Below are 23,686 nucleotides of genomic sequence, written 5' to 3' on the forward strand. Positions count from 1 at the left end.
CTCATTTATATTTTATCTCTCCTGCCTTATACGAAGCAGCTTTAGTTCCTGGTAATGTAAGTCTGTGTATTTCTCTATCGATTGCCTATACATTATTAGTTATATAGTCTTATTACTTAAGCATATTTTATCAAAAAATAAACAAGAATGGGCAATAAATCCATTAATTTTTATTATCGGTAAATGACACCTTATAAAAAAAGACAAGACTCCAAGGAATCCTGCCTTTTTACCCTCCATATACTGCCACTTTATTTCTCCCAGCTTGTTTTGCACCTGTATACATGGCACGGTCAGCGTGCCTGATTATCGATTGGGCATCTTCCGCATCGACCGGTGCTGTTGCGACCCCGATGCTTGCTGTAATGGAAATGGACTCTTCCCGTCTATTTTCATTTAAATCCGAATGGACGATGAAGGGTTTGTTGGCTATCGAGAGTCTGATGAATTCAGCGAATTGATAGACTTCTTCTTTTCCAACATTGGGTAAGAGGATAACGAATTCCTCTCCACCGTACCTTGCTGTTACCCCTAAATGACCAACAATGCCCTCCAGACGCTCCGCCAATTCACAAAGGATTTCATTACCGCTTTGATGCCCATATGTATCGTTAACGGACTTAAAATGGTCAATATCAAGAAGGATCAGCGACAAATGATTGAGTGATTGGTTTTGTAAACGTTCGAACTCCTTATGTAACACACATTCAAAATACCGAAAGTTATATAAATGGGTTAATGCGCATCGTTCACTGCTATATTTGGTTTTTTGATAATGGCGAGCATTTTCAAGAGCCACCCATAAGTAGGATGAGAGAATGTCCATGATCTTCGTTTGATGCGTACCATACGCCCTCTTCTTGGAAGAGGTAACGATGATTTCTCCAACTACAACAGAGTTTTGAAGAATCGGAATGGCCATGATGCTTTCCACGTCTTCGGGAAAATTCCCATAATTAGCCAGATGATTCCATTCCTTTTTAGAATGAAAGACCTCGGTCTTCTTCAATTGAAAAAGAGTGGCATATATTCCTTCTTTTATGGAAACAGGTTGAATCCTCTTTTCTATTTGTACGCCATTTTCTGCATAGCGTAAGATTTGGGCATTTTCTTTTTCATCGAATATCTCGAATACCAAAGTGTACTTAGAAGGAATGATGGCTGAACTACCATCGATAAATAAATCAAGTACCTCATTTACTTGTAACCTTTTAGTCAACTGATGACCGAATTCACTCACCTTTTTCAAGTGCCTGTTTATTTCCTTAGTAAAATAATATTGTTTCATGATAAAAGCTAAGCTAACCAAAGCGGCTCCTACGAGCAATATGGCTATACTTCCCATTTCAATATATAATACAAACAAAATAATACCGATTGGCATGATCATGAGGCTTGTGAAACCATCCCAGATAGCATCCTTCGTTTTCATTTCTGGTTTTTTTCCGTATAATAGCCAATGCGCGACAATGACAACTACTTGATTGAATAAAAAATAAGAAAACTGATAAACAAGCATCAATAGAATATCAATTGCATCAATGCCAGATGTGAAATCATGATCTCCGCCTAAGCCATAATAGACCAGTCCACTCAATAGGCAAAAGATAAAAGACGTGATCGAATTTAGCGGAAAACGATACCAATCTTTTTTTGCGGGTCGCATCCTTAATATAATGAATATAAAGGCAACCTGTGTGACAACGATTTCAATGGCCAGTCCGAACACAAGAAATACGGCGAGTGAAACGCCTTGCACGACCGCAACTGGTTCATTATTAATCATGATTGGCATCAAAGCCACCACACTTATGAGCACAAGAAAAGCAGGAATATCCCATGTATTTCCACTTAGGATAGGCGGAAATACATGAAAAATCTCAATTAAACTAGCCGGTATGAAAAGAAACCAAACCACATAGATAGCCATTCGTTTTTTACTAGAAATAATCATATATCTTCCCCATCCCCATGAGTATATTGGTATTATCATACCAGTTTTTAGTCACTTTGCACTATACCCAAATTAAAAAACTTTAAAACACATAGTCTTAAAGTCTTTGTTTATTCTTATATTATTTAAACAAACAACCCTTTTGTCTAAGACAAAAGGGCATAAAAAAACTAGAAGATGAACGGGATGAGTAGCTGCATATACTTCCAAAGGAATGACCGAAGTCCTATAAGTTTCGACCGCTGAATACAAACTCACGGGCAAGTGAAAGAAAATGGAGGGAACCAGTGATAACCAACACTTCTCTATCTCCCGTTTTTTCTTCACCGATCGTTATCGCTTTCCGCCAATCCTTCTCCAAACTCCGTTTCTCTTTTGAACAATGTTCATAAAGCAGTTCCGCTTTCGCTGCCCGTTCATGCGTGAATTCAGTAACGATTATTTCACTCGCTTCCTTTTCGAGCAGAGATAGCATCTTGGCATAATCTTTATCACGGAATGAACTGAATATAAATTTATACGCATACTCCGGGTACCGCGTCTTTAACGTATCTAGCAGTACCTCGATGCCGGCCGGGTTATGTGCACCATCAATGATGATCAAGGGGCTTTCGGAAACCTTTTCGAAGCGGCCATTCCATTGTGCTTCCGCTATTCCCTTCCGTATGCTTTTTTCATGGATGTTGTTTCTTACCATGGTGACTGCTGCGATAGCTAGCGCGGCATTATCGATTTGATGAGCGCCAAGCATATGCATCTCTATATTTTCAATGGAGGTATCTTGGAACAAAAAGGAGAAGCTTTGTCCTAGCTTGTTTTGCTTGATAGCTTGTACACGGATGTCTTTTCCGATTTGATAATATGGAACGCCAACTGAAGCCGCTTTTTCTTCAATCACCTTTGCTGGTTCCTCTGTCGTCACTCCACTGATGATGGGTGCTCCTTTTTTAATGATCCCTGCCTTCTCAAAAGCAATTTCTCCAAGCGTATTACCGAGGATATTCGTATGCTCCAAAGAAATGGAGGTGATGATGGAAAGAAGTGGCTTGACGACATTGGTGGTATCGAGCCTTCCCCCAAGTCCCGTTTCCAGTAAAACCAAATCCGTGCCTTTTTTGCTAAAATAAGAAAAAGCCATCGCTGTCAGGATTTCAAATTGAGTGGGTCCATTTCCTTCACCATCCATCTCTTGTACGATTGGCCACAGTTCTTGAAATCCAGAGACAAAGTCCTCATCGCTGATTTCCTCCCGGTTTATCTTTACCTGCTCATTCAGTCGAATTAAGTATGGGGATGTGAAAGAAGCCACCCGTAGCCCTTCAGCCAAAAGGATTTCCTTTATGAATTGGAGCGTAGAACCTTTGCCATTGGACCCTGCAATATGTATATATTTAAGCCCTACATGGGGGTTTCCTAATTTAGCTAATAATGTTTCCATTCGTGACAAGCCAAAGTTCATACCTAATTGGACCTGTCTTTCTTCAAAAAATCGGTTGATTTCATTCATGTCCGTTACCATTTATCGATAAGCCTCCTCTTTCTTTATACCGCTCTTATGCGTTAAAATTATTTTATCAATATATTAACGATTTACCTAGATGAAAGGTAGTGATTGACCATGAAATCTTCTTCACTCCATTGTTGGATTGTCGTCAACGGCTATTTGCAGCATGAAAAGTTTTCTAGCTTGGCTTTATTCATACAAGAGTCCGCTGAAAGAAAAGGGATATCGGCAACACTTGTCCGAAATTCCGACCTGGTTCCCGTTATTGAAAAGGGAACCCCGTATCTAAAAGGAACTGATGGAAAATTACCAGATTTCGTCCTGTTTATGGATAAGGATATTCATTTGGCACGCCATCTGGAACTGCTCGGCCTACCCGTATATAACAGCAGCTCGGCCATCGATATATGCGATAGCAAGGCCAAAACGCATCAAGCTTTAGCGGGTCACGGCATCCCGATGCCAAAAACCCTGTTTCCCCCGTTTACTTATGAAGGAATAGAAAGAAAGAAACTGGATGCATTCAAAAAAATCGGCAATGAGCTTGGCTACCCCCTCGTTGTAAAAGAAGCATACGGTTCATTCGGGGAACAGGTGTATTTAATTCCTACGGAGGATGAATTTATGGAAACGGTGAAAAAGCTTGGGCACCGGCCTTTTATTATGCAGGAATTCATTGAGTACAGTAAAGGCCGGGATATCCGTATCAATGTCGTCGGCAATCAAGTCATCGCTTCCATGCAACGGAAGTCCGAGCATGATTTCCGAGCAAACATGACAGCTGGTGGAACAGCCTTCCCCTACACACCCACCAAGGCAGAAAGTGATCTTGCCATCCGTTGCTCTACTCTATTGGGTGCGGATTTTGCCGGGGTAGATTTGCTGTTCGGAGAAGATGGCCCGCTATTATGTGAAGTGAACTCGAACTCGCACCTGCTTAATATTTACGAATGTACGGGCATTAATATTGCTGACAGCATGTTTGATTATGTGATGGATGCATTCGAAAGAAAGGGATTCCAATGAAAAAGCATACAGGCTGGCTGATTTATAACCAGGAAGATGCCGCAAAAAACAGGGGATACATAGATTGGATGCTGGAAGAGGCCAAAAGTCTCGACCTAGATTTGCGTTTATATTATCGCGACCACCTACAAATCGGCCACCGTTCGAATCAATTGTATGTCGTACATAAGCACGAACCGATAGATTTGCCTGATTTTGCGATAGTCCGGACCATCGATCCTTTCTTCACCAAACAATTGGAAAGGCTACATATCACATGCTTCAACTCTTCTTTCATCTCGGAAATCGTGAATGACAAAGCAAAGACGCATCAATATGTGACTTCTATCGGCATTCCAATGTCAGATACAGTTTATTGCTATGGTAATCCCTCAACAAGCGATATGGAATTACCATTCATTGCGAAAGACGTTCATGGACGTGGTGGAAAACAGGTTTACTTGATTGAACATGAAAAAGACTTGAGAGAACTGCCTAACGCAAAATGGATCGTTCAAAAACCGGGTGTATTCGGAAAGGATATCCGTGTCTTTGTCATTGGGAACAGAATCATTGCAGCTGTCCTTAGAGAGTCCTCTTCTAACTTCAAGGCCAATTACACGTTAGGCGGATCTGCTTCGTTATATGAGCTGTCAGCTGCCGAACGGACACTTGTAGAACGAGTAATCGCTGCCTTTGACTTTGGCATGGTCGGGATCGATTTCATTTTCGCCGAAGATGGCAGCCTCATGCTCAATGAAATTGAAGATGTAGTGGGAAGCAGAACGTTAAGTGCGCTCAGCAATCTTAATATTGTAAAAGAGTATCTATTGTTTATAAAAGAGAAACTATCGGTTAAGTAAACAAAAAAGGATGAACCAGCTTCTTACATAGCCGGTTCATCCTTTTTTGTTTTTTTAAAGCTGTTTCAATTCATTGATTCTATGAATGACAGAATCACGTTTCTCACTATAGTCTTTTTCTTTGGCACGTTCTTCTTCAATGACGCTTGCTGGTGCTTTTTTGACGAAGCCTTCGTTGCCTAGTTTTTTCTGTACGCGTTCTACTTCTTTATTAAGTTTGTCGAGTTCCTTTTCAAGACGTTTCACTTCTTCGTCGATATTGATCAGTCCTGTTAGTGGAAGGATCAGTTCAACACCCGTAACCACAGCTGTCATGGCTTGTGCTGGTTCTTCGACATCGATGCCGATTGTCAATTGTTCAGGATTACAGAAGCGCTCGATATAGCTGCTGTTTTTTTCTAATGTTTCTAAAATGGACTCATCTTTTGCTTTTAGAATCAAGTTGATTTTTTTGCTTAAAGGCGTGTTGACTTCAGAACGGATATTCCGGACTGAACGGATGATTTCAACAAGCAGTTTCATTTCCTCCGCTGCAGCTGTATCCGTTAACTCTTCCTTCACTTCAGGCCATGCAGCAACCGTGATTGATTCGCCTTGGTGCGGAAGGTTTTGCCAAATTTCTTCCGTTATGAACGGCATGAATGGGTGAAGCAATCTCATCGTGTTATCTAGCACGTATGCAAGAATCGAACGAGTCGTTTTCTTCGCCGCTTCGTCTTCGCCATATAGCGGAAGTTTAGCCATTTCAATATACCAGTCACAGAAATCATCCCAAATGAAATTATAAAGCACGCGACCCACTTCACCGAATTCATAACGGTCCGCAAGTCTTGTCACGTTTGAAATCGTTTCATTCAATCGAGTAAGGATCCATTTATCAGCAACGGACTTTTCACCGCTTAAATCGATTTCATCATAGGTCATGCCATTCATGTTCATTAAGGCAAAACGGGAGGCATTCCAGATCTTATTGGAGAAATTCCATACCGCTTCCACTTTTTCCGTGCTGTAACGAAGATCTTGCCCTGGTGAGCTTCCTGTTGAAAGGAAGTAACGTAGCGAATCTGCACCATATTGGTCGATGACATCCATTGGATCGACACCATTGCCAAGCGATTTACTCATCTTGCGTCCCTGTTCATCACGAACAAGACCATGGATCAGAACGTCTTCGAATGGGCGCTCTCCCGTAAATTCAAGCGCTTGGAAAATCATCCGTGATACCCAGAAGAAAATGATATCATATCCTGTTACAAGTGCTCCGGTCGGATAGTAACGTTTGAAATCGATGCTTTCCTTGTCCGGCCAGCCCATAGTCGAGAACGGCCATAGTGCGGAGCTGAACCACGTGTCCAGGACGTCTGTATCCTGTTCCCAGTTCTGTGCATCAGCAGGTGCTTCCTGTCCCACGTATACCTCGCCTGTCTCTTTATGGTACCAGGCCGGGATGCGGTGACCCCACCAAAGTTGACGGGAAATACACCAATCGCGGATATTTTCCATCCAGTGCAGATACGTTTTCTCGAAACGATCCGGAACGAAGTTGACCTTTTCATCCTCGGATTTCTTTTGAAGGTCAACCGATGCATCAGCAAGAGGCTGCATTTTAACGAACCATTGAGTAGAAAGATATGGTTCTACAACTGCTCCGCTACGCTCTGAATGGCCGACAGAGTGAAGGTGGTCTTCAATTTTGAAGAGTACTCCAGCTTCTTGCAAGTCTTTGACGATTTGCTTACGGCATTCGAAACGGTCCATTCCTTCATATTTACCGGCCTTCTCATTCATCGAACCATCTTCATGCATGACAAGGATGCGTTCTAGATTATGACGGTTTCCGATTTCAAAGTCATTAGGGTCATGAGCCGGTGTAATTTTAACGGCACCCGAACCGAAATCCATATCCACATAATCATCGCCAACGATCGGAATTTCACGACCTGTGATTGGCAGACGAACCATTTTCCCGATTAAATGCTTGTAACGGTCATCTTTAGGATGTACCGCAACTGCCGTATCACCAAGCATCGTTTCTGGACGGGTTGTCGCAATTTCAATTTCTCCCGATCCGTCAACTAGCGGGTATTTCATATGATAGAATGCACCTTGAATATCTTTGTAGATTACTTCGATATCAGAAATGGCCGTTTTCGTCGATGGGTCCCAGTTAATGATATATTCGCCACGATAAATCAATCCTTTTTTATAAAGGGTAACGAATACTTCATTGACCGCTTTAGAAAGACCTTCATCTAGCGTGAAGCGTTCGCGGGTATAGTCAAGGCCAAGACCAAGTTTTGCCCATTGTTCACGGATATGGCTTGCATATTCCTCTTTCCATTTCCATGTTTCTTCCACGAATTTCTCACGACCTAGGTCATAGCGGCTAACGCCTTCAGCACGAAGCTTTTGTTCCACTTTCGCCTGTGTTGCGATACCGGCATGGTCCATACCGGGAAGCCATAGCACGTCATATCCTTGCATACGCTTCATACGTGTCAAGATATCTTGTAGTGTTGTATCCCAAGCATGACCAAGATGTAGCTTACCTGTTACGTTTGGTGGAGGGATGACGATTGTATACGGTTCTTTTTTATCATCACCTGTTGTTTCAAAGTACTTCCCATCAAGCCACCATTTATAACGGCCTTTCTCTATCGTTTGCGGATCATATTTTGTTGGCATCGAAATTTGGTTTTCTTCCATGTTGTTTTCCTCCTTTTGGGCATAAAAAAAACTTCCATCATCATAAAAGGACGAAGGAAGTTGTTCGCGGTGCCACCTTTTTTCCGAAAAAGAAAGAAATCTTTTCTCGGCTCTCAAATCGGATAACGGCTCTTCACCGGCCTTCACTACTAACTATTCACGAAGACTGCTCGCGGACGACTTCTGATGCTGCCTGCTTAGAAACCTCGCACCAATGGTTTCCTCTCTGAAAAGGGCATTTCATCTTACTATTTCCGGTCTTTACATTCATTTATATTCATATGTAAAATCATTAATTGCATATAGTATATAGTACAAAAAAAAGGGGGGTCGAGTCAATCATCTTTTCGTTTACTTTCGTAAGTATGGCCCTATTCACTAAGGGAGGCTCACAAGAACAGAACGATCTTCCTATTATACCATCAACGTTTCATGATGTTCCGCATTTCTCACATGTTTCGCAGCCCTCCCATACAATAAAAGAAGTCCTACAAAGGAAGGTGCAATCTTGAGACGAAAATACTCACCTTATACGTTGCCACCTTGGATGAAAAAGTTCCGCGGTGTTTGTCAGCAATTCATTGTCCCCTTCATTGTTTTTCAAGGAATACGTACATTAATATTTCCAACTTTCTTCGATATGCTCCTGTTGGTCGCCTTTATTTTCTTAGCCATGTCTTTATATTTAGAATGGATATAATTATTCCCCTACAACAAAAAAATATACATGATTGGATATTCATCCATTCATGTATATTTAGCTTGGGGGCGATTGTTCCTCTTTGGCCGCCTCGGCAGCCGCTTTTTTCTGTTTTTCGACTTCCTCGACCTTCATCACCATATATTCCACATTCTTCAAAAGCCAGAATTGTCGTTGCAACTTCGTGACATTATCCAGTTCCGTCCTTAGACCTTTACCCTCGGAATAGTTCTTCACCACATCCAGTGCTGATCCCGGGAAAGCCAAATAACTTTGCATCAGCAGCATTTCCTCTTCTTTCATAGGAAAGAAACGAAGATAATTATAAAGCCAATCGACGCAATCATCACATTGGACTGGATAGGTCCTCGCCGTTTTGACGAGAAAAGGTAGTAAGTCAAAATGGGGAGGGGCCGTATTCGAATTCTCGAAATTGATAAAGTAACCATATCCTCGTTCATCATATACAAAGTGCTTCAATGAAACCTTTCCGTGGGTGAGGACGGTCCTTACTTTTTCGCTTTCCTTTGTCTTTTCGAACCATGTTTCAAACTTTTTGATAGAGTAGTTCAATGCCTGGGTGATATCCGTAAAAAAGGTGCAGACCGACATCTCAAATGGAGACATATACCACTTTCTTTCACAGGTGACAATGTACTCCTCCATAAAGTCCTTCTGCGTATTCCACTCACTCAGCGTTCTTTCATAATGAGCTTCCCGCTCCTCTGTATCCACCTCTGTTTCTTTCACAGACAGTGTATGCATCCGTGCAAGTTCCCTGAACATTTGCTTATGTTTCTCATCACGTTCGCCATTTTCTTCATTATTCAACCAAGGCATCAGGTAATATAATCGGCCGTTATGAAGAACGGCATAGCGCTGGTCCATCGTTTGGTAAATAGGCACGATTCGGTTATATCCCCGGTGATACAATGTTTGGATATTTCGGATAAAGTCCATTCCATTGTGGGGAGTAATCGATTTCAAGGCAAAGGTTCCACGGTCGCTATACACTTTTTTCACTCGTCCAAAGTCCTCGATATATTGTACATAAAGCGCGTATTCTTTTAAGACATAGGCTGAATCACTATCCTGAATATTCTTTTGTTGATTCTCGTTTTCCCTCACGAGACTCACTCACTTTCTTTTAAAAAAAGCTCGCCAATCGTTTGAAATGCAAGATAAAGCAGGAGCAGAGCCAAGGCCCTGCTTACTGCTTGTGATTAGTTTTTGTAAGCAATGGACTTTGGAATGTAAATGACTTGCCCTTCGGTAACGCTCTGATTGCCTTCTAGTTCATTACTAAGAAGCAAGGATTGTACCGTGACGCCATAACGCTGGGCCAGATCATCTATCGTTTCCCCCTGCTGTACAATACAGACCTTCATCCTGACCAATTCTTCTTCCTGCTTTCTTCCGAAAAGATCCATGATGGTGTGTTGCTTATCCGCATTATCCTGGTTTTCTTTTTCACCTTGTTCGGCATTTTGCTTTTTTCTGCCTTTATAATTTTTCATTCCTTTTGCCTGTTTTTCTGGTTTTTCTCTTCTTTTGAATAGATCGGTCAAAGATGAAAGGGATTCCGGATCCTTTTCGAGGCTTGAGGATTCATTCTCATCACTAAGATTGTCATCTTGCCTATTGACGATGACATCCTGTTCTTGATGGGGCGAACCCGGAATTTTAACCACTGGCACATTTTCCACATCGGTCAAATAAACGGAGCCTTCCTTTTCTTCTTCTATTTCAGCGACTTTTCTTTTCACTTCGGTTTCAATACGTTTTCCTTTTTTATCTTCTATCTCAGCCACTCTTCTTTTGACCTGTTCCTCGATGTTCCCTTTGTTCTCTGCATCTTTTTTTGCCTCGATTTCATCCACTCGCCTTTTGACCTGTTCCTCGATACTTTCTCCTTTTCCTCCCTCTATCTCATCCACCCTTCTTTTAACCTGCTCTTCAATTCTTCCTCCTTTTTCTGTCTCAAACGATGCTGGCCACTTTTCCTTGGAAACAGGAGTCTCATTTTTCTCTTCCTCAATTTCAATTACTCTTCTTTTCACTTGCGTCTCTATGTCGTTATCCTGTCTGTTGACCTCGGCTTCCCACTGCATCTCCTCAGGAAATGGGGATACAGGAATTTCAAAAACAGGGGCGTTATGTTGATGATTACTTAGGTATACCGGTTCCTCTTCTTCATCCTCTTTTGCTTCCGCGACTCGTTTTGCTTCTGCGGAAAATGGCGTGTATAGATCACTTTGCTCGTCATTGCGGAAGACATGATGGAAATCAGGGACGGGTGGTTCTGCAGCCGCATATGGAACGTATGATTCATTTTCTTCATCTGATTCCTCAAGAAACTCAGTCTCCTCGGTCTCTTGATCTACTTCCATGCGCTCTTCCACATAGGAATCATTGTAAATACCGGTTATCAACAAATCCGCCTGTAATTTTAGGCAGTTATGTTCAGGCAGGGCATAGTCAAAACTCTGAATCGTGATATCGATTTCCTCCAATGAGGAGATTCGGTTATTCGGTATCGTTATATCAACCGGAAATCGGTGTGTGAATTCATTGAGACCATCTGGATGCCTCTCAACCTTTTGAACGGCTTTCGGCAAAAAGCTTTGAGGAAATTCCTCATAATCACCGTTTTGCGAGTCTTTGTATTCACCACTTAAATCTAATGAACCCCGGATAAACACATATTGATCGCTTTCCTGGATCGTCACATTTGGATCGAGGGATATGGAATAGAGCTCAGCCACTTCCTGTCCCTTATGAAACCAAACGGACTCTTCCAAAGAAAATCGCAAATACGATTCGTTTTCTTGCGACAAGACAACTCCTCCTTTCAGCTTCAGAAAAACAGTACCTATACCAATAACAATCTATGAGGAAAGGGAAATGATTATTCCTTTAATCAATGGGAAAAATGGATGAATGAATCGAACAAACGGTTGAACGGAGGGGGGAAATCATCACAAATAAAAAAGGGCTTCCCCGGAATGGGGAAACCCTTACGATTATTTTTTCAATGTAGCGAAAGCTTTTTCAGCTGCTGCGATTGTTTTTTCAATGTCTTCATCGCTATGAGCCGTTGATAGGAATAAGCCTTCGTATTGAGAAGGCGGCAGATAAATCCCTTGGTTCGCCATTTCCCGGTAGTACGATGCAAAAAACTCTAAATCAGATGTTTTGGCTGTATCATAGTTCACTACATCTTCATTTGTAAAGAAAAGTCCGATCATGGAACCGGCACGGTTGAATGTATAGGGAATGCCATATTGTTTCGCCGCTTCTCCGATTCCTTTTTCAAGCATATCGCCTTTACGGGTAAACTCATCATACGATTCAGGTGTCAATTGACTCAGGGTTTCAAGTCCTGCTGTCATTGCAAGCGGGTTACCAGATAATGTACCTGCTTGATAAATATTACCGCTTGGCGCTACTTGCTCCATGATTTTACGTTTGCCGCCGAAAGCCCCGACAGGTAAACCGCCGCCGATCACTTTACCTAGGCAAGTCAAGTCCGGATCAACGCCGAAATAACCTTGAGCACAGTTATAACCTACTCGGAAGCCTGTCATGACTTCATCAAAGATCAATAAGGATCCGTATTGGGTCGTCAAGTCACGTAGTCCTTCAAGGAAACCAGGTTGTGGCGGTACGACTCCCATATTCCCTGCAACCGGCTCGACGATTATACAGGCGATGTCTTCACCAAACTGTTCGAACGCGTATTTAGTGGCTGCAAGATCATTATATGGTACCGTGATGGTATTCTTTGCAATTCCTTCAGGCACTCCTGGACTATCAGGTAAGCCGAGCGTAGCCACACCAGAGCCGGCCTTAATCAGCAAGGAATCACCATGTCCATGATAAGACCCTTCAAATTTCAGGATTTTATCGCGGCCTGTATAGCCACGCGCCAATCTCAATGCACTCATCGTAGCTTCTGTTCCTGAAGAAACCATTCGGATCATTTCGATTGAAGGGACCCTCTCGATGACTAGCTTAGCCAGTTCATTTTCAATCAGCGTAGAAGTACCGAAGCTTGTACCTGATTCTGCTACCTTTTTCAATGCCTCAACTACACGGTCATTCGTGTGACCAAGAATAAGTGGACCCCATGAAAGAACGTAGTCAATATATTCGTTGCCATCAATATCATAGAGTTTGGATCCTTTACCCCGTTCCATGAAAATGGGATCCATATCCACTGACTTGAAGGCACGGACAGGACTGTTTACGCCCCCTGGCATCAGGTCTTTAGCTTCGGCAAACGCCTTTTTTGAGTTTTCGTATGAACGCATGTATCCGTCCCCTTTTCTCTAATAAACTATATTATTTTTTCCTCACTTATTATCTTCATCGATCCAACGGGCTACATCTTTTGAAAAATAAGTAATGATCAAGTCAGAACCTGCTCGTTTGAAGCCTGTCATCATTTCCATTACGATTGATTTTTCATCGATCCAGCCGTTTTGGGCGGCAGCCTTCACCATTGAATATTCCCCACTTACGTTATAAGCCACAATCGGAAGTGTGAAGGTATTTTTCATGTCCCTGATGACATCCATGTAGGAAAGAGCTGGTTTCACGATTAAGAAGTCGGCTCCTTCTTCTACATCGGATTCTGCTTCACGGAAAGCTTCTAGACGGTTAGCCGGGTCCATTTGGTACGTTTTCCGGTCGCCGAACTGAGGAGCCCCATTCGCCGCATCACGGAAAGGACCATAAAAAGCGGACGAATATTTCACAGCATAAGACATGATCGGGATATCTTCGTAACCCGCTTCATCTAGTCCTGCACGGATGGCCGCAACAAATCCATCCATCATATTAGAAGGGGCAATGATATCGGCACCTGCTTCTGCTTGGCTGATGGCCGTTTTGGCAAGAAGGTCAAGTGACGCATCATTTAAGATTTTGTCTCCCTCAACTACCCCGCAGTGACCATGGCTTGTGTATTCACATAAGCATGTGTCGGCAATGACCATGACTTCAGGGTATTGTTTTTTGATGAGTCGGGTTGCTTGTTGGACAAGTCCATTATGATGAAAGGCTCCAGTGCCTTGTTCATCCTTATCATGTTCAAATGGAACACCGAATAAAATGACTGATTTAATGCCAAGACCCACGACCTCATCCATCTCTGCCGCTAGATTATCCATCGAAAGCTGGTAAATTCCTGGCATGGAGGCGATTTCCGTTTTTATGTTCTCGCCGTCGATGATGAAAATCGGGTAGATTAAATCCTCTTTATGTACGTATGTTTCACGGACCAAAGCCCTCATGCCGGCACTTGCACGCAGGCGGCGGTGACGATTGAATAAAATATCTTTCATTTTATGGTTCCTCCTTTAGGATTCTTTTTAACAATATATCGTACTACTTCCTCAACCATCGCTTCTGTTGTATAGACATCAGGACATACAGAAACATGTAAACCATTTCTCGATGCCGTCCTGGCACAAATCGGTCCGATACAAGCAATGACAAGGTCTTTTATGTATGTATTCAATTCATGTTGTTCAATGATCTGTGTAAAGTGATTCACCGTGGAAGAGCTTGTAAAGGTGATGATATCCACTTTCCCGTTCAAGATTAATTGGACCAGTTGTCTTTCGCTCTCTTGTGGAAGTATGGTGTGATAGATAATCATTTCATCACACGATGCACTCGTTTCATTAATGGCCTCCGCTATGACCGTCCTTGCGAGGTTCCCTTTCGCAAGGAGGACACGTTCACCGGGTTCGAGGTGAGTAATAAACTCCGAAACAAAACGCTCTGCAACATATTCGGATGGAACAAAATCCGCTTCATATCCATACGCGTTCAAAGCCTCTTCCGTTTTGGATCCAATGACGGCTATTTTCGGAAGCACCACATGTTGTTGCTTGCCGAGCAGCCTGAACAAAAAATCCACACCATTCTTGCTCGTTAATATGACCCAGTCATAGCTGTTCAATCGATTCAACCGTTCTTGTACCTCTTCCAGATTTTCTGGAAGGGTAAACTCAAGCAACGGCACCATCAGAGGAGTTCCCCCATTTTTTTTCACTAAGGTTTGCAAACCCTCTGCCTGCCCTTTCCCTCTGGTGATTAAAACCTGATAATCTTTAAGAGGCAAAAACGGCTTCATTACTGATCAAGCTCCTCTTTTACACGATCAATCAACTCTTTGCCACCGAATTCACTAATCAGTCTAGCAGCCTCAAGGCCAACTGCTTCAGGATTTGGGCCCTCAGCCATTTCTTTATAAATCACTTTACCATCCGGGGAAGCGACTAAAGCTGTTAAGGAAACATCTCCATTGTCTTTTGCAACTGCCAATCCTGCAATCGGCACCTGGCAGCCACCTTCCATTTTATCTAAAAAGGCACGTTCAGCTTCTACGGTCTTTTTCGTATTTTCACACGTGAATTTAGCGAGTTCTGACAATAAATCATGATCATCTGCACGGCACTCAATGGAAAGAGCTCCTTGGCCAACAGCCGGTAAACAAATGTCTTCATCTAAAAATTCCGTTACGACGTCTTTTTTCCAACCCATTCTAGCAAGACCTGCAGCAGCTAGAATGATGGCGTCATACTCTTCATTTTTTAGTTTATCCAAACGGGTATCAATATTCCCGCGAATCCATTTAATTTCAAGATCCGGTCTTCTTGACAAGATTTGGGCACTGCGACGCAAACTGCTTGTTCCGACAATAGAGCCCGGTTTCAATTCAGAAAGCTTTTCATGATTCTTTGAAATCAATGCATCACGGTGATCTTCTCTTGGTGGAATGCAGCCAATCGTCAATCCTTCTGGAAGCACCGCTGGCATATCCTTCATGCTATGTACAGCCATATCAATTTCCTTATTCAGCATGGCCTGTTCGATTTCTTTAACAAATAGTCCCTTACCGCCTACTTTCGAAAGCGTCACATCCAGGATTTGGTCACCTTTCGTGACTATTTCCTTCACTTCGAACTCGTAGGGAAGGCCAAGTTCCTTAAGTTGATTAATCACCCAATTCGTTTGGGTAATCGCTAGTTTACTACGTCTAGAACCGACAATAATTTTTCTCATAGTTTCCTCCTATGTATTCCAAACATGGAATGATGAAAGACTTCCAAAAAGGAAAAAGTTAATTAATACAATCATGAAGAATCCAATATTCAAAAAGGCCAAAGCCCTGCCATAAACCTGTTTTCGGATTTTCAAGTATAAATAAACACTGTATCCTATCAATATAACAAACGAACCGATAATTTTCATATCCAACCAAGAAACACCTGGTAATTTAAGATTGGCCCACTGAATGCCCAGTATCAAAGATACCCCCAATAACGGAACGCCGATTACAGCGAGAACATACGACAGATTTTCAAGCTTCGTCAAATCACCCAGTCGAAGCAACCGCTTACCCCATTTCTTTCGCTTCAATAAGTCATATTGAATCAAGTAGAGTAAGGAAAACACGAATGAAAGAGTAAAAGCACTATAAGATAGTAAGGCAAACGTGATATGAATAAATAAAAGCTCAGAAACCAGCTGTTGTGCAAGGACTTCCGATTCTATCTGGACAGGGGCAAACGTATGGATGGCCATCACCATGAACCCAAGTAGATTAGTAAAGAATACGATAAAATCGACACGTAACAACCGGTTAATGATCAATGATAATGAAACGAGGAGCCAAGCATAAAAATATAGCCCTTCGAAAATCGTCAAGATTGGAAATCTTCCCGTTTTCATTACATAAAGAAATAAAAAAATTGTTTGCAGTACCCAAACAATAGAAAGCAACCAGAAGGCGATTTTATTAGCCTTCTGGTTATTATTTAGAAAATCGAAGAAATATAAAAGCATACTGACGGCATATAACAATACAGTACCTTCATGTAACCTTGTCATTAGTAATTCCATATCTACCTCATTAATGGACAGGAACTGGATTTAGTAGAGAAGACTTCGCATGTGCCTTTTCAGTTTCATTGTCCTCTACCATCTTTTCTTCAACCAATTCCTCTAAATGAAAGATTTTCACAAAATTATTTAATTGTTCTTTTGCATTTGGTTCCTCTGCCAGTTCTTTGGCATATAAAATCGGATCCCTCAGCATTTGATTAATGATGCTCTTCGTATGTTTATTCAATACTTTTATATCACGTTCACTCAAGTGTGGGAGCTTTCTTTCAATGCTCTCCATCGTTTCCTTTTGAATCGATAACGATTTTTCCCGTAGGGACGAAATGACTGGAACCACACCAAGCAAATTCATCCACTGATTAAATTCAACAATCTCGAATTCAATCATTAAGCCAATCTTTTCAGCAGCTTTCTTACGTTCTTCGATATTCGCTTGTACGATTCCTTCAAGGTCATCGATGTCGTATAGGAATACGTTTTCCAGTTCAGCCAACGTTGGATCCAAGTCACGTGGAACAGCGATATCCACCATGAAGATAGGACGGCCTTTGCGAAGCTTGTTCACAAATGTCATCATTTCTTTTGTGACGAGAAGGTCTTTCGATCCAGTGGACGTAATTAAGATATCCGCTTCCACCAATGCACATTGCAGTTCCTGAAGCTGTTTTGCATCTCCATTAAATCTCTCAGCTAAATCAACCGCCTTCTGATAAGTACGATTGATGACAGTAATGCTATCCGCACCATTACTGTGAAGATTTTGAATCGCCAATTCACCCATTTTACCTGCTCCGAGAATCAGCACATTCTTGCCACTTAAGCTTCCAAAGATTTTCTTCGCCAATTCAACGGCCGCATAGCTCACGGAAACTGCATTCGTATTGATTTCCGTTTCCGAATGGGCTTTTTTGGCCAGTGTAAGGGCTTGCTTGAAAAGATGATTAGAAACCGTTCCTATTGTATCTTCCTTCTGTCCCAACATATAACTCGAGCGAACTTGTCCCAAAATCTGCGTTTCCCCAAGAATCATGGAGTTCAGGCCACATGTAACTGAAAATAAATGCTCAACAGCAGCGTCCCCTTCATAGAAAAACAGATATTTAGAAAACTCCTCTTTATCGATGTGAAACCACTCAGAAAGGAATTCCTTAATATAGTATCGGCTAGTATGAAGTTGATCACCTACCGCATATATTTCCGTTCTATTGCATGTGGAAATAATGACATTCTCCAAAATACTTTTTTTATTTTTAAGAGCTTTCATTGCCTCGGCAAGTTCGGCTTCATTAAACGACAATTTTTCCCGAATTTCTACAGGGGCAGTTTTGTAATTGATACCAACCGCTAGAATATGCATCTTTTCTTTTGCACCCCCAAAATTTTTCATGTACCTTCATTATACCATGTACAAAAACTGAAACAAAAAAATATATGAACAGTTTATGAACGTATGCTACCATAATAAGAAAGCTTGTTCACCCACTAATATAGTGAATATATAAGCCGTATTTTTATATTAAATACATATTTCGACATTGTGTACAAAAGAACCATATCAAAAATACCAATAAACTTCAAGTAATCGAATTGATAGGAGGATAAAATGAAAAAGCAACGAATTTTTCCCGGAATCATTTTAATCGGTTTCGGACTTTATTTTTTTCTTGAACATTCACGAATTGAAATTTTCCCAGGTTTCTTTAGCTGGCCTACACTATTATGTATTGTCGGTATTGCCTTTTTAATCCAGGCCTACAGTGGGAGTGAGTATGAATCCATACTTCCCGGTGTCATCCTGCTCGGATTCGGCGCCCATTTCCATATCGCCAATAACCTAGAGATTTGGCCGGATAGCCTTGGTATCTTTATTTTAATCATTTCTCTAGGTTTTATTCTTAGGACACGTAAAACGAATACAGGCATGATGCACGGGATGATTTTATTCTTCATAGCGATCCTCACTTTGTTTTATGACAAAATCACCTCATCTTTCGGAATACTGGAAACAGGAACCTATAATATAGAAAAATTTTGGCCATTTGTTTTAATCGCAATTGGTGTGTATATCTTACTTCGAAGAAAATGAAAAAGGCCTCCCAGATGGGAGACCTTTTTTCACTAAGAAGAGAAGGGCATTCCACTTAGGGAATGTCCTTTATCTCTTACATGTATTTCTTCAAAACGCCCCAGACTTGTTCTTTACCTTCTCCGGTTTCACCTGAGAAAAGAAGCAATTCATCTTCTTTTTCCAGATTAAGCGTTTGGCGTGTGATTTTAAGATGTTTTTGCCATTTCCCTTTTGGGATTTTGTCTGCTTTCGTCGCTATCACGATTCTTGGCAAATCGTAATGCTTCAGGAACTCATACATGGCTATATCATCTTTAGTCGGCGGATGGCGTAAATCAACGACCAATATCGCTGCACGAAGCTGTTCACGGGAGGTGAAATATGTTTCAATCATTCTCCCCCACGCATCACGTTCGCTTTTAGAAACCTTTGCATACCCGTAACCAGGTACATCCACAAAATGCATGGCTTCATTTATGATATAGAAATTCAGCGTTTGCGTCTTTCCTGGCTTGGAAGAAGTCCGCGCTAAATTTTTTCGATTGATCAATTTATTGATGAAACTTGATTTCCCGACATTGGAACGACCAGCTAAGGCAAATTCCGGAATGGGGGTGTTAGGATATTGTTCAGGCTTAACGGCACTGATGACAATATCTGAACTTGTTACTTTCATTCGTCCACACCTACCAATGCATGTTCTAGGACTTCATCAACATGTGAAACTGGAACAAATATTAATTCTTTACGGACACTTTCCGGGATATCATCAATATCCTTTTCGTTATCTTGCGGGATGATGATTTTCGTAAGTCCTGCCCGATGAGCCGCTAAGGATTTTTCCTTAAGGCCACCAATTGGGAGAACCCGTCCGCGTAATGTAATTTCGCCTGTCATGCCTACCTCTTTTCTGATCGGCCTATTAGTTAGAGCCGATATTAACGCTGTTGCAATCGTGATGCCTGCAGATGGACCATCCTTAGGAACGGCTCCTTCTGGAACATGGATATGGATATCATACTTTTCATGGAAGTTCGTATCGATGTGGAGTTTCTCGGTCTTCGAACGTACATAACTGAAAGCAGCCTGAGCTGATTCTTTCATGACGTCGCCAAGTTTCCCAGTCAAAATGAGCTTTCCTTTTCCTGGTGATAGAGATACCTCGATCTGTAACGTATCCCCACCAACGGAAGTGTATGCCAATCCATTAGCGACACCTATTTGGTTTTCTATCTCCGCTTGTCCATAATGGAACATCGTTTTCCCTAAAAACTCCTCGACATTCTTATCAGAAATCACGACTCGTTTTTTATCACCGGAAACGATGATCTTCGCCGTTTTCCTGCAAATACTGGCAAGCTGCCGTTCTAGACTACGGACACCGGCTTCCCGAGTATAATAACGAATGATCTTAGTAAGGGCTTCTTCACGGATTTGCAGTTGTGTCTTCAATAGACCATGATTCTCCAACTGTCTAGGCAGTAGGTGATCCTTGGCGATATGAAGCTTCTCTATTTCAGTATAACCTGCAATCGAAATGATTTCCATACGATCACGAAGCGGTCCTGGAATTGTTGAAAGATTATTGGCTGTCGCAACGAACATAACTTTAGAAAGATTATACGTCTCTTCAATATAATGGTCACTGAAGTTATGGTTTTGTTCCGGGTCAAGCACTTCTAACATCGCGGCCGATGGGTCTCCCCTAAAGTCATTGGACATCTTATCCACTTCATCCAGTAAAAATACCGGATTAATCGTGCCCGCCTTTTTCATCCCTTGGATGATTCTACCTGGCATGGCCCCTACATATGTGCGGCGGTGTCCCCGGATTTCCGATTCATCACGCACGCCACCTAGGGAAATTCGAACAAACTTCCGGTTCAATGATGAGGCAATCGACTTAGCTAAGCTTGTTTTTCCGACGCCTGGAGGACCTACCAAACAAAGAATCGGTCCCTTTAACGAATTAGTCAGCTGCTGGACAGCCAAGTATTCAAGCACCCGTTCTTTGACCTTTTCCAATCCATAATGGTCACGGTTAAGGATTTTTTCCGCTTTATGAATATTAAGATCATCTTTCGTGGCATTCGACCATGGAAGCGATATTAACCATTCGATGTAATTGCGGATAACGGAGCTTTCAGCTGAACTGGATGGTACTTTTTCATACCGGTCGAGTTCTTTTAAAGCCGTTTCTTTAATATGCGCTGGCATATCGGCTTCTTCTATTTTTTCAGTAAGAACGGCGATTTCTCCTGTCTTACCTTCTTTATCCCCTAGTTCCTTCTGGATGGCCTTCATTTGTTCACGTAGATAATATTCTTTTTGTGTCCGTTCCATGGATCGCTTGACACGCTGACCGATCTTTTTCTCCAGGAAAAGGACTTCCTTTTCGTTATTGATGATTTCAATCACCCGGCTTAAGCGCTCTTTCATATCAATGGTCTCAAGCACTTCTTGCTTCTCTTTCAACTTAAGAGGCAAATGGGAGGCGATGATATCAGCCAATCTACCCGGTTCTTCAATATCTGAAGTGGAAGAGAACGTTTCACCGGTTATTTTTTTGGACATCTTTATGTATTGTTCAAAATAATCCAGCAAGGTGCGCATTAATGCTTGATGTTCTGCATCTTTTTCATCGCTGTCTTCATATATTTTAACCTTCGCACCATAGTGTGTCTCATAATCGTAAAATTCACTAACCTCTGCCCGGTTTAAACCTTCCACTAAAACACGGATGGTACCATTTGGAAGTTTCAGCATCTGTTTTACTTTTGTTAATGTACCCATGGTAAATAAATCTTCTTCACCAGGTTCATCCAACGTCACATCTTTCTGTGTCGTCAAAAATATAAGATGGTCTTCCACCATTGCTTTCTCAAGGGCTTGTACCGATTTATCTCGGCCCACATCTAAATGAAGTACCATTGTTGGATATACAAGCAGTCCTCTTAGCGGCAGGAGGGGAACGATGATTTCTTGATCAGTCATTTCCTGACACCTCCAAATTTAGTATCGTCGTTGTAAACTAATTACCCAAGTTATCAACCTTTTAACAATTCTATCCTATTTATATAGAAGTGTCTATTTGTTTACCTTAACAGGTATAATTGCTTTTATTATCTCCAATTTCCGAGGAAAAAGCACGCCTGAATTCATGATTATTTTTTTCGGCCAGAAAACGCCCCGGTCTTTTTCAAACCGGGGTTCTCCTGTTATACGCTTTCTTTTTTCGAAGGGTCCAAGGAGGCTAATATCTGATCGGATATTATCTCTTTCTTCAGCGCCCTATCCAATACTTCTTTTACATTCGTAACAGGAATGATCTCGATATCTTTTATTTCCAGCAGCAGCGGTTGCATGTTTTCAGCTGGAATAATGACAGTCTTTGCCCCAGCCAGTTTTGCGGCCTTTATCTTCGGAATGACGCCTCCGATTGGTTTAACGCCACCATGAATACTAATTTCTCCCGTCATCGCTACCGTATGATCCACAGGCATTTTATAGATGGCCGAGTATATGCCCGTTGCCATCGCTATACCCGCTGATGGACCGTCCACAGGGCTGCCGCCTGGGAAGTTAACATGGATATCGAATTGGTCGGCTGGAACGCCCATTGAACGCAGGACCGTGATGACATTTTCAATCGACCCCTTGGCCATGCTCTTGCGACGAATGGATTTCCCATTTCCACCACCAATGCTTTCTTCTTCGACTATCCCTGTAATATTGATTGAACCTTTATCATCGTTAGCAGCCATCACAGTCACTTCGATTTCCAACAAAGCCCCACTGTTAGGACCATAAACGGCAAGACCATTAACCAGTCCTATTTTTGGACTTGACTCTATTTTCCGGTCCATCCTCTGTGTAAGTTGGCTGCTATGAGCCATCCAATCAATATCTTCTTCCCTGATGTAGCTTCGATTTTCATTAATGGAGATACCGGCCAATGTTTGAATCATATTGACAGCTTCCCTTCCATTTCGGGCGTAATCCGAAATCGACTGAAGTCCCTTTTCACTAATAGTGATACCTACCTTATCGGAAGCATTTTTGGCAACGGATACGATTTCCTCACGGTCCAGTTCACGGAAAAACACTTCAATGCACCTTGAACGAATGGCTGGGGCAATTTCATTAGGCGTTCTTGTTGTAGCCCCAATCAAGCGAAAGTCGGCAGGAAGTCCATTTTTAAATATATCATGGATATGGGTCGGAATATTTTGATTTTCTTCTTGATAATAAGCACTTTCGAGAAACACTTTCCGGTCTTCCAGCACCTTTAACAACTTGTTCATTTGAATGGGATGGAGTTCCCCAATTTCATCTATAAACAGTACGCCGCCATGAGCATTACTGACAGCCCCTTGTTTGGGTTGCGGGATACCCGCCTGGCCCATGGCCCCGGCGCCTTGATATATAGGGTCGTGTACTGAACCTATTAACGGATCGGCTATTCCCCGTTCATCGAATCTAGCAGTCGTTGCATCCAGTTCGATAAAGACTGCCGACTTCTTGAAAGGAGACTTCCCATTTTTCTTGGCTTCTTCTAGAACGATCCTTGCAGCTGCCGTTTTCCCCACTCCTGGAGGACCATAAATGATCACATGCTGAGGATTCGGACCGCATAAAGCTGCTTTTAGAGATTTGATGCCGTCCTCCTGACCGATGATATCCTTAAATGTAATCGGCCTCACCTTTTCTGACAATGGCTCTGTTAGGGAGATGGACCTCATCCTTTGTAGCTGATCCATTTCCTTTCGTGAATCACGGTTAATCGAAACTTTTTGTGTCCGTTGACCTTTTAATAAATTCAAAAAATACAAACCAATCACAATACCAAAAAACAGCTGAATAAATAACGCTATTCCTGTCCAGTTCATCGTTTTCCCTCCTGCTACTGCCTTGTCATTTCTGATAGTATCTCCTAGGGGAGGGCGAAATAATCCAATAAATATGG

The 23,686-nt window shown here is 42.0% G+C and carries 18 protein-coding genes and 1 other annotated feature; of the genes, 4 read left to right on the forward strand and 14 right to left on the reverse strand.

From position 1 onward, the window contains the following. Positions 1-229 precede the first annotated feature (229 nt). Positions 230-1,954 (reverse strand): sensor domain-containing diguanylate cyclase, encoded by a 1,725-nt coding sequence (locus ACIQXH_RS03120; protein WP_403122111.1) that lies wholly within the window; start codon positions 1,952-1,954, stop codon positions 230-232. 226 nt (positions 1,955-2,180) lie between these two features. Beyond that, positions 2,181-3,473, reverse strand: a complete 1,293-nt coding sequence (locus ACIQXH_RS03125; protein ID WP_403122113.1) for a bifunctional folylpolyglutamate synthase/dihydrofolate synthase — start codon at positions 3,471-3,473, stop codon at positions 2,181-2,183. Positions 3,474-3,572: 99 nt separating this feature from the next. On the opposite strand from ACIQXH_RS03125, the gene ACIQXH_RS03130 reads away from it, so the two are divergent. Together ACIQXH_RS03130 and ACIQXH_RS03135 are read left to right on the forward strand one after the other, a co-directional pair. Beyond that, positions 3,573-4,484, forward strand: coding sequence for an ATP-grasp domain-containing protein (locus ACIQXH_RS03130; RefSeq protein WP_403122115.1), 912 nt, complete (start codon positions 3,573-3,575; stop codon positions 4,482-4,484). After that, complete coding sequence (locus ACIQXH_RS03135; protein WP_402958147.1) at positions 4,481-5,326, forward strand: ATP-grasp domain-containing protein; 846 nt, start codon at positions 4,481-4,483, stop codon at positions 5,324-5,326. The genes ACIQXH_RS03130 and ACIQXH_RS03135 overlap by 4 nt, the downstream gene beginning before the upstream one ends. Before the next feature lie 54 nt (positions 5,327-5,380). Here ACIQXH_RS03135 and ACIQXH_RS03140 read toward each other — a convergent pair whose 3' ends face one another. Then, entirely contained in the window at positions 5,381-8,032 is a 2,652-nt protein-coding gene (locus tag ACIQXH_RS03140) for a valine--tRNA ligase (protein WP_402958145.1), read from the reverse strand. A gap of 43 nt (positions 8,033-8,075) precedes the next feature. Continuing rightward, positions 8,076-8,303, reverse strand: a binding site (T-box leader). Between the two features lie 276 nt (positions 8,304-8,579). Here ACIQXH_RS03140 and ACIQXH_RS03145 point away from each other — a divergent pair. Next, on the forward strand, positions 8,580-8,732 hold the full coding sequence (locus tag ACIQXH_RS03145) for a hypothetical protein (RefSeq protein WP_402875862.1): 153 nt from the start codon (positions 8,580-8,582) through the stop codon (positions 8,730-8,732). Positions 8,733-8,789: 57 nt separating this feature from the next. Here ACIQXH_RS03145 and ysxE read toward each other — a convergent pair whose 3' ends face one another. The 8 genes from ysxE to hemA all read right to left on the reverse strand — a co-directional run bounded on the left by ysxE (position 8,790) and on the right by hemA (position 18,009). Then, complete coding sequence (ysxE, locus tag ACIQXH_RS03150; RefSeq protein ID WP_403122118.1) at positions 8,790-9,860, reverse strand: spore coat protein YsxE; 1,071 nt, start codon at positions 9,858-9,860, stop codon at positions 8,790-8,792. A 95-nt stretch (positions 9,861-9,955) separates the two neighbouring features. Then, positions 9,956-11,569, reverse strand: coding sequence for a LysM peptidoglycan-binding domain-containing protein (locus ACIQXH_RS03155; protein WP_403122120.1), 1,614 nt, complete (start codon positions 11,567-11,569; stop codon positions 9,956-9,958). 186 nt (positions 11,570-11,755) lie between these two features. Further along, the gene (gene hemL / locus ACIQXH_RS03160; RefSeq protein ID WP_402875844.1) at positions 11,756-13,045 is read right to left on the reverse strand and encodes a glutamate-1-semialdehyde 2,1-aminomutase; all 1,290 of its coding nucleotides are present in this window, start codon (positions 13,043-13,045) and stop codon (positions 11,756-11,758) included. Positions 13,046-13,087: 42 nt separating this feature from the next. After that, a complete protein-coding gene (hemB, locus tag ACIQXH_RS03165; RefSeq protein WP_402875846.1) occupies positions 13,088-14,080 on the reverse strand; it encodes a porphobilinogen synthase in 993 nt (330 codons plus the stop codon). Further along, the gene (locus ACIQXH_RS03170) at positions 14,077-14,877 is read right to left on the reverse strand and encodes a uroporphyrinogen-III synthase (RefSeq protein ID WP_403122122.1); all 801 of its coding nucleotides are present in this window, start codon (positions 14,875-14,877) and stop codon (positions 14,077-14,079) included. The genes hemB and ACIQXH_RS03170 overlap by 4 nt, the downstream gene beginning before the upstream one ends. Then, on the reverse strand, positions 14,877-15,809 hold the full coding sequence (hemC, locus tag ACIQXH_RS03175) for a hydroxymethylbilane synthase (protein WP_402875850.1): 933 nt from the start codon (positions 15,807-15,809) through the stop codon (positions 14,877-14,879). The genes ACIQXH_RS03170 and hemC overlap by 1 nt, the downstream gene beginning before the upstream one ends. Positions 15,810-15,818: 9 nt before the next feature. Next, on the reverse strand, positions 15,819-16,649 hold the full coding sequence (locus ACIQXH_RS03180; protein ID WP_402986494.1) for a cytochrome C assembly family protein: 831 nt from the start codon (positions 16,647-16,649) through the stop codon (positions 15,819-15,821). Positions 16,650-16,659: 10 nt separating this feature from the next. Beyond that, positions 16,660-18,009, reverse strand: coding sequence for a glutamyl-tRNA reductase (gene hemA, locus ACIQXH_RS03185; RefSeq protein WP_402875855.1), 1,350 nt, complete (start codon positions 18,007-18,009; stop codon positions 16,660-16,662). A 246-nt stretch (positions 18,010-18,255) separates the two neighbouring features. Between hemA and ACIQXH_RS03190 the strand changes: the two genes are divergently transcribed. Further along, positions 18,256-18,738 carry a LiaI-LiaF-like domain-containing protein gene (locus tag ACIQXH_RS03190; protein WP_402875857.1) on the forward strand — a complete coding sequence of 161 codons (483 nt, stop codon included), beginning with the start codon at positions 18,256-18,258 and terminating at the stop codon, positions 18,736-18,738. Between the two features lie 76 nt (positions 18,739-18,814). Here ACIQXH_RS03190 and yihA read toward each other — a convergent pair whose 3' ends face one another. From yihA to lonB, 3 genes are all read right to left on the reverse strand, one after another. Continuing rightward, complete coding sequence (gene yihA, locus ACIQXH_RS03195; protein ID WP_402874633.1) at positions 18,815-19,396, reverse strand: ribosome biogenesis GTP-binding protein YihA/YsxC; 582 nt, start codon at positions 19,394-19,396, stop codon at positions 18,815-18,817. Then, positions 19,393-21,714: an endopeptidase La gene (lon, locus tag ACIQXH_RS03200; RefSeq protein WP_402874631.1), complete on the reverse strand. Its 2,322-nt coding sequence runs from the start codon at positions 21,712-21,714 to the stop codon at positions 19,393-19,395. Before lon ends, yihA begins: the two co-directional genes overlap by 4 nt. A 224-nt stretch (positions 21,715-21,938) precedes the next feature. Then, positions 21,939-23,609: an ATP-dependent protease LonB gene (lonB, locus tag ACIQXH_RS03205; RefSeq protein ID WP_402874629.1), complete on the reverse strand. Its 1,671-nt coding sequence runs from the start codon at positions 23,607-23,609 to the stop codon at positions 21,939-21,941. Positions 23,610-23,686: the final 77 nt, after the last annotated feature.

This window comes from Peribacillus sp. NPDC097225, from assembly GCF_044761955.1.
Classification (GTDB): domain Bacteria; phylum Bacillota; class Bacilli; order Bacillales; family DSM-1321; genus Peribacillus.

Bases quoted from the DNA above. Each gene is read 5' to 3' on its own strand.
- ACIQXH_RS03135 (WP_402958147.1), top strand. From the start codon at position 4,481: ATGAAAAAGCATACAGGCTGGCTGATTTATAACCAGGAAGATGCCGCA.
- ACIQXH_RS03140 (WP_402958145.1), bottom strand. From the start codon at position 8,032: ATGGAAGAAAACCAAATTTCGATGCCAACAAAATATGATCCGCAAACG.
- lon (WP_402874631.1), bottom strand. From the start codon at position 21,714: ATGACTGATCAAGAAATCATCGTTCCCCTCCTGCCGCTAAGAGGACTG.
- hemC (WP_402875850.1), bottom strand. From the start codon at position 15,809: ATGAGAAAAATTATTGTCGGTTCTAGACGTAGTAAACTAGCGATTACC.
- ACIQXH_RS03180 (WP_402986494.1), bottom strand. From the start codon at position 16,649: ATGGAATTACTAATGACAAGGTTACATGAAGGTACTGTATTGTTATAT.
- hemL (WP_402875844.1), bottom strand. From the start codon at position 13,045: ATGCGTTCATACGAAAACTCAAAAAAGGCGTTTGCCGAAGCTAAAGAC.
- ACIQXH_RS03170 (WP_403122122.1), bottom strand. From the start codon at position 14,877: ATGAAGCCGTTTTTGCCTCTTAAAGATTATCAGGTTTTAATCACCAGA.
- ACIQXH_RS03120 (WP_403122111.1), bottom strand. From the start codon at position 1,954: ATGATTATTTCTAGTAAAAAACGAATGGCTATCTATGTGGTTTGGTTT.
- lonB (WP_402874629.1), bottom strand. From the start codon at position 23,609: ATGAACTGGACAGGAATAGCGTTATTTATTCAGCTGTTTTTTGGTATT.
- ACIQXH_RS03190 (WP_402875857.1), top strand. From the start codon at position 18,256: ATGAAAAAGCAACGAATTTTTCCCGGAATCATTTTAATCGGTTTCGGA.
- ACIQXH_RS03145 (WP_402875862.1), top strand. From the start codon at position 8,580: ATGAAAAAGTTCCGCGGTGTTTGTCAGCAATTCATTGTCCCCTTCATT.
- hemB (WP_402875846.1), bottom strand. From the start codon at position 14,080: ATGAAAGATATTTTATTCAATCGTCACCGCCGCCTGCGTGCAAGTGCC.
- hemA (WP_402875855.1), bottom strand. From the start codon at position 18,009: ATGCATATTCTAGCGGTTGGTATCAATTACAAAACTGCCCCTGTAGAA.
- ACIQXH_RS03125 (WP_403122113.1), bottom strand. From the start codon at position 3,473: ATGGTAACGGACATGAATGAAATCAACCGATTTTTTGAAGAAAGACAG.
- yihA (WP_402874633.1), bottom strand. From the start codon at position 19,396: ATGAAAGTAACAAGTTCAGATATTGTCATCAGTGCCGTTAAGCCTGAA.
- ACIQXH_RS03130 (WP_403122115.1), top strand. From the start codon at position 3,573: ATGAAATCTTCTTCACTCCATTGTTGGATTGTCGTCAACGGCTATTTG.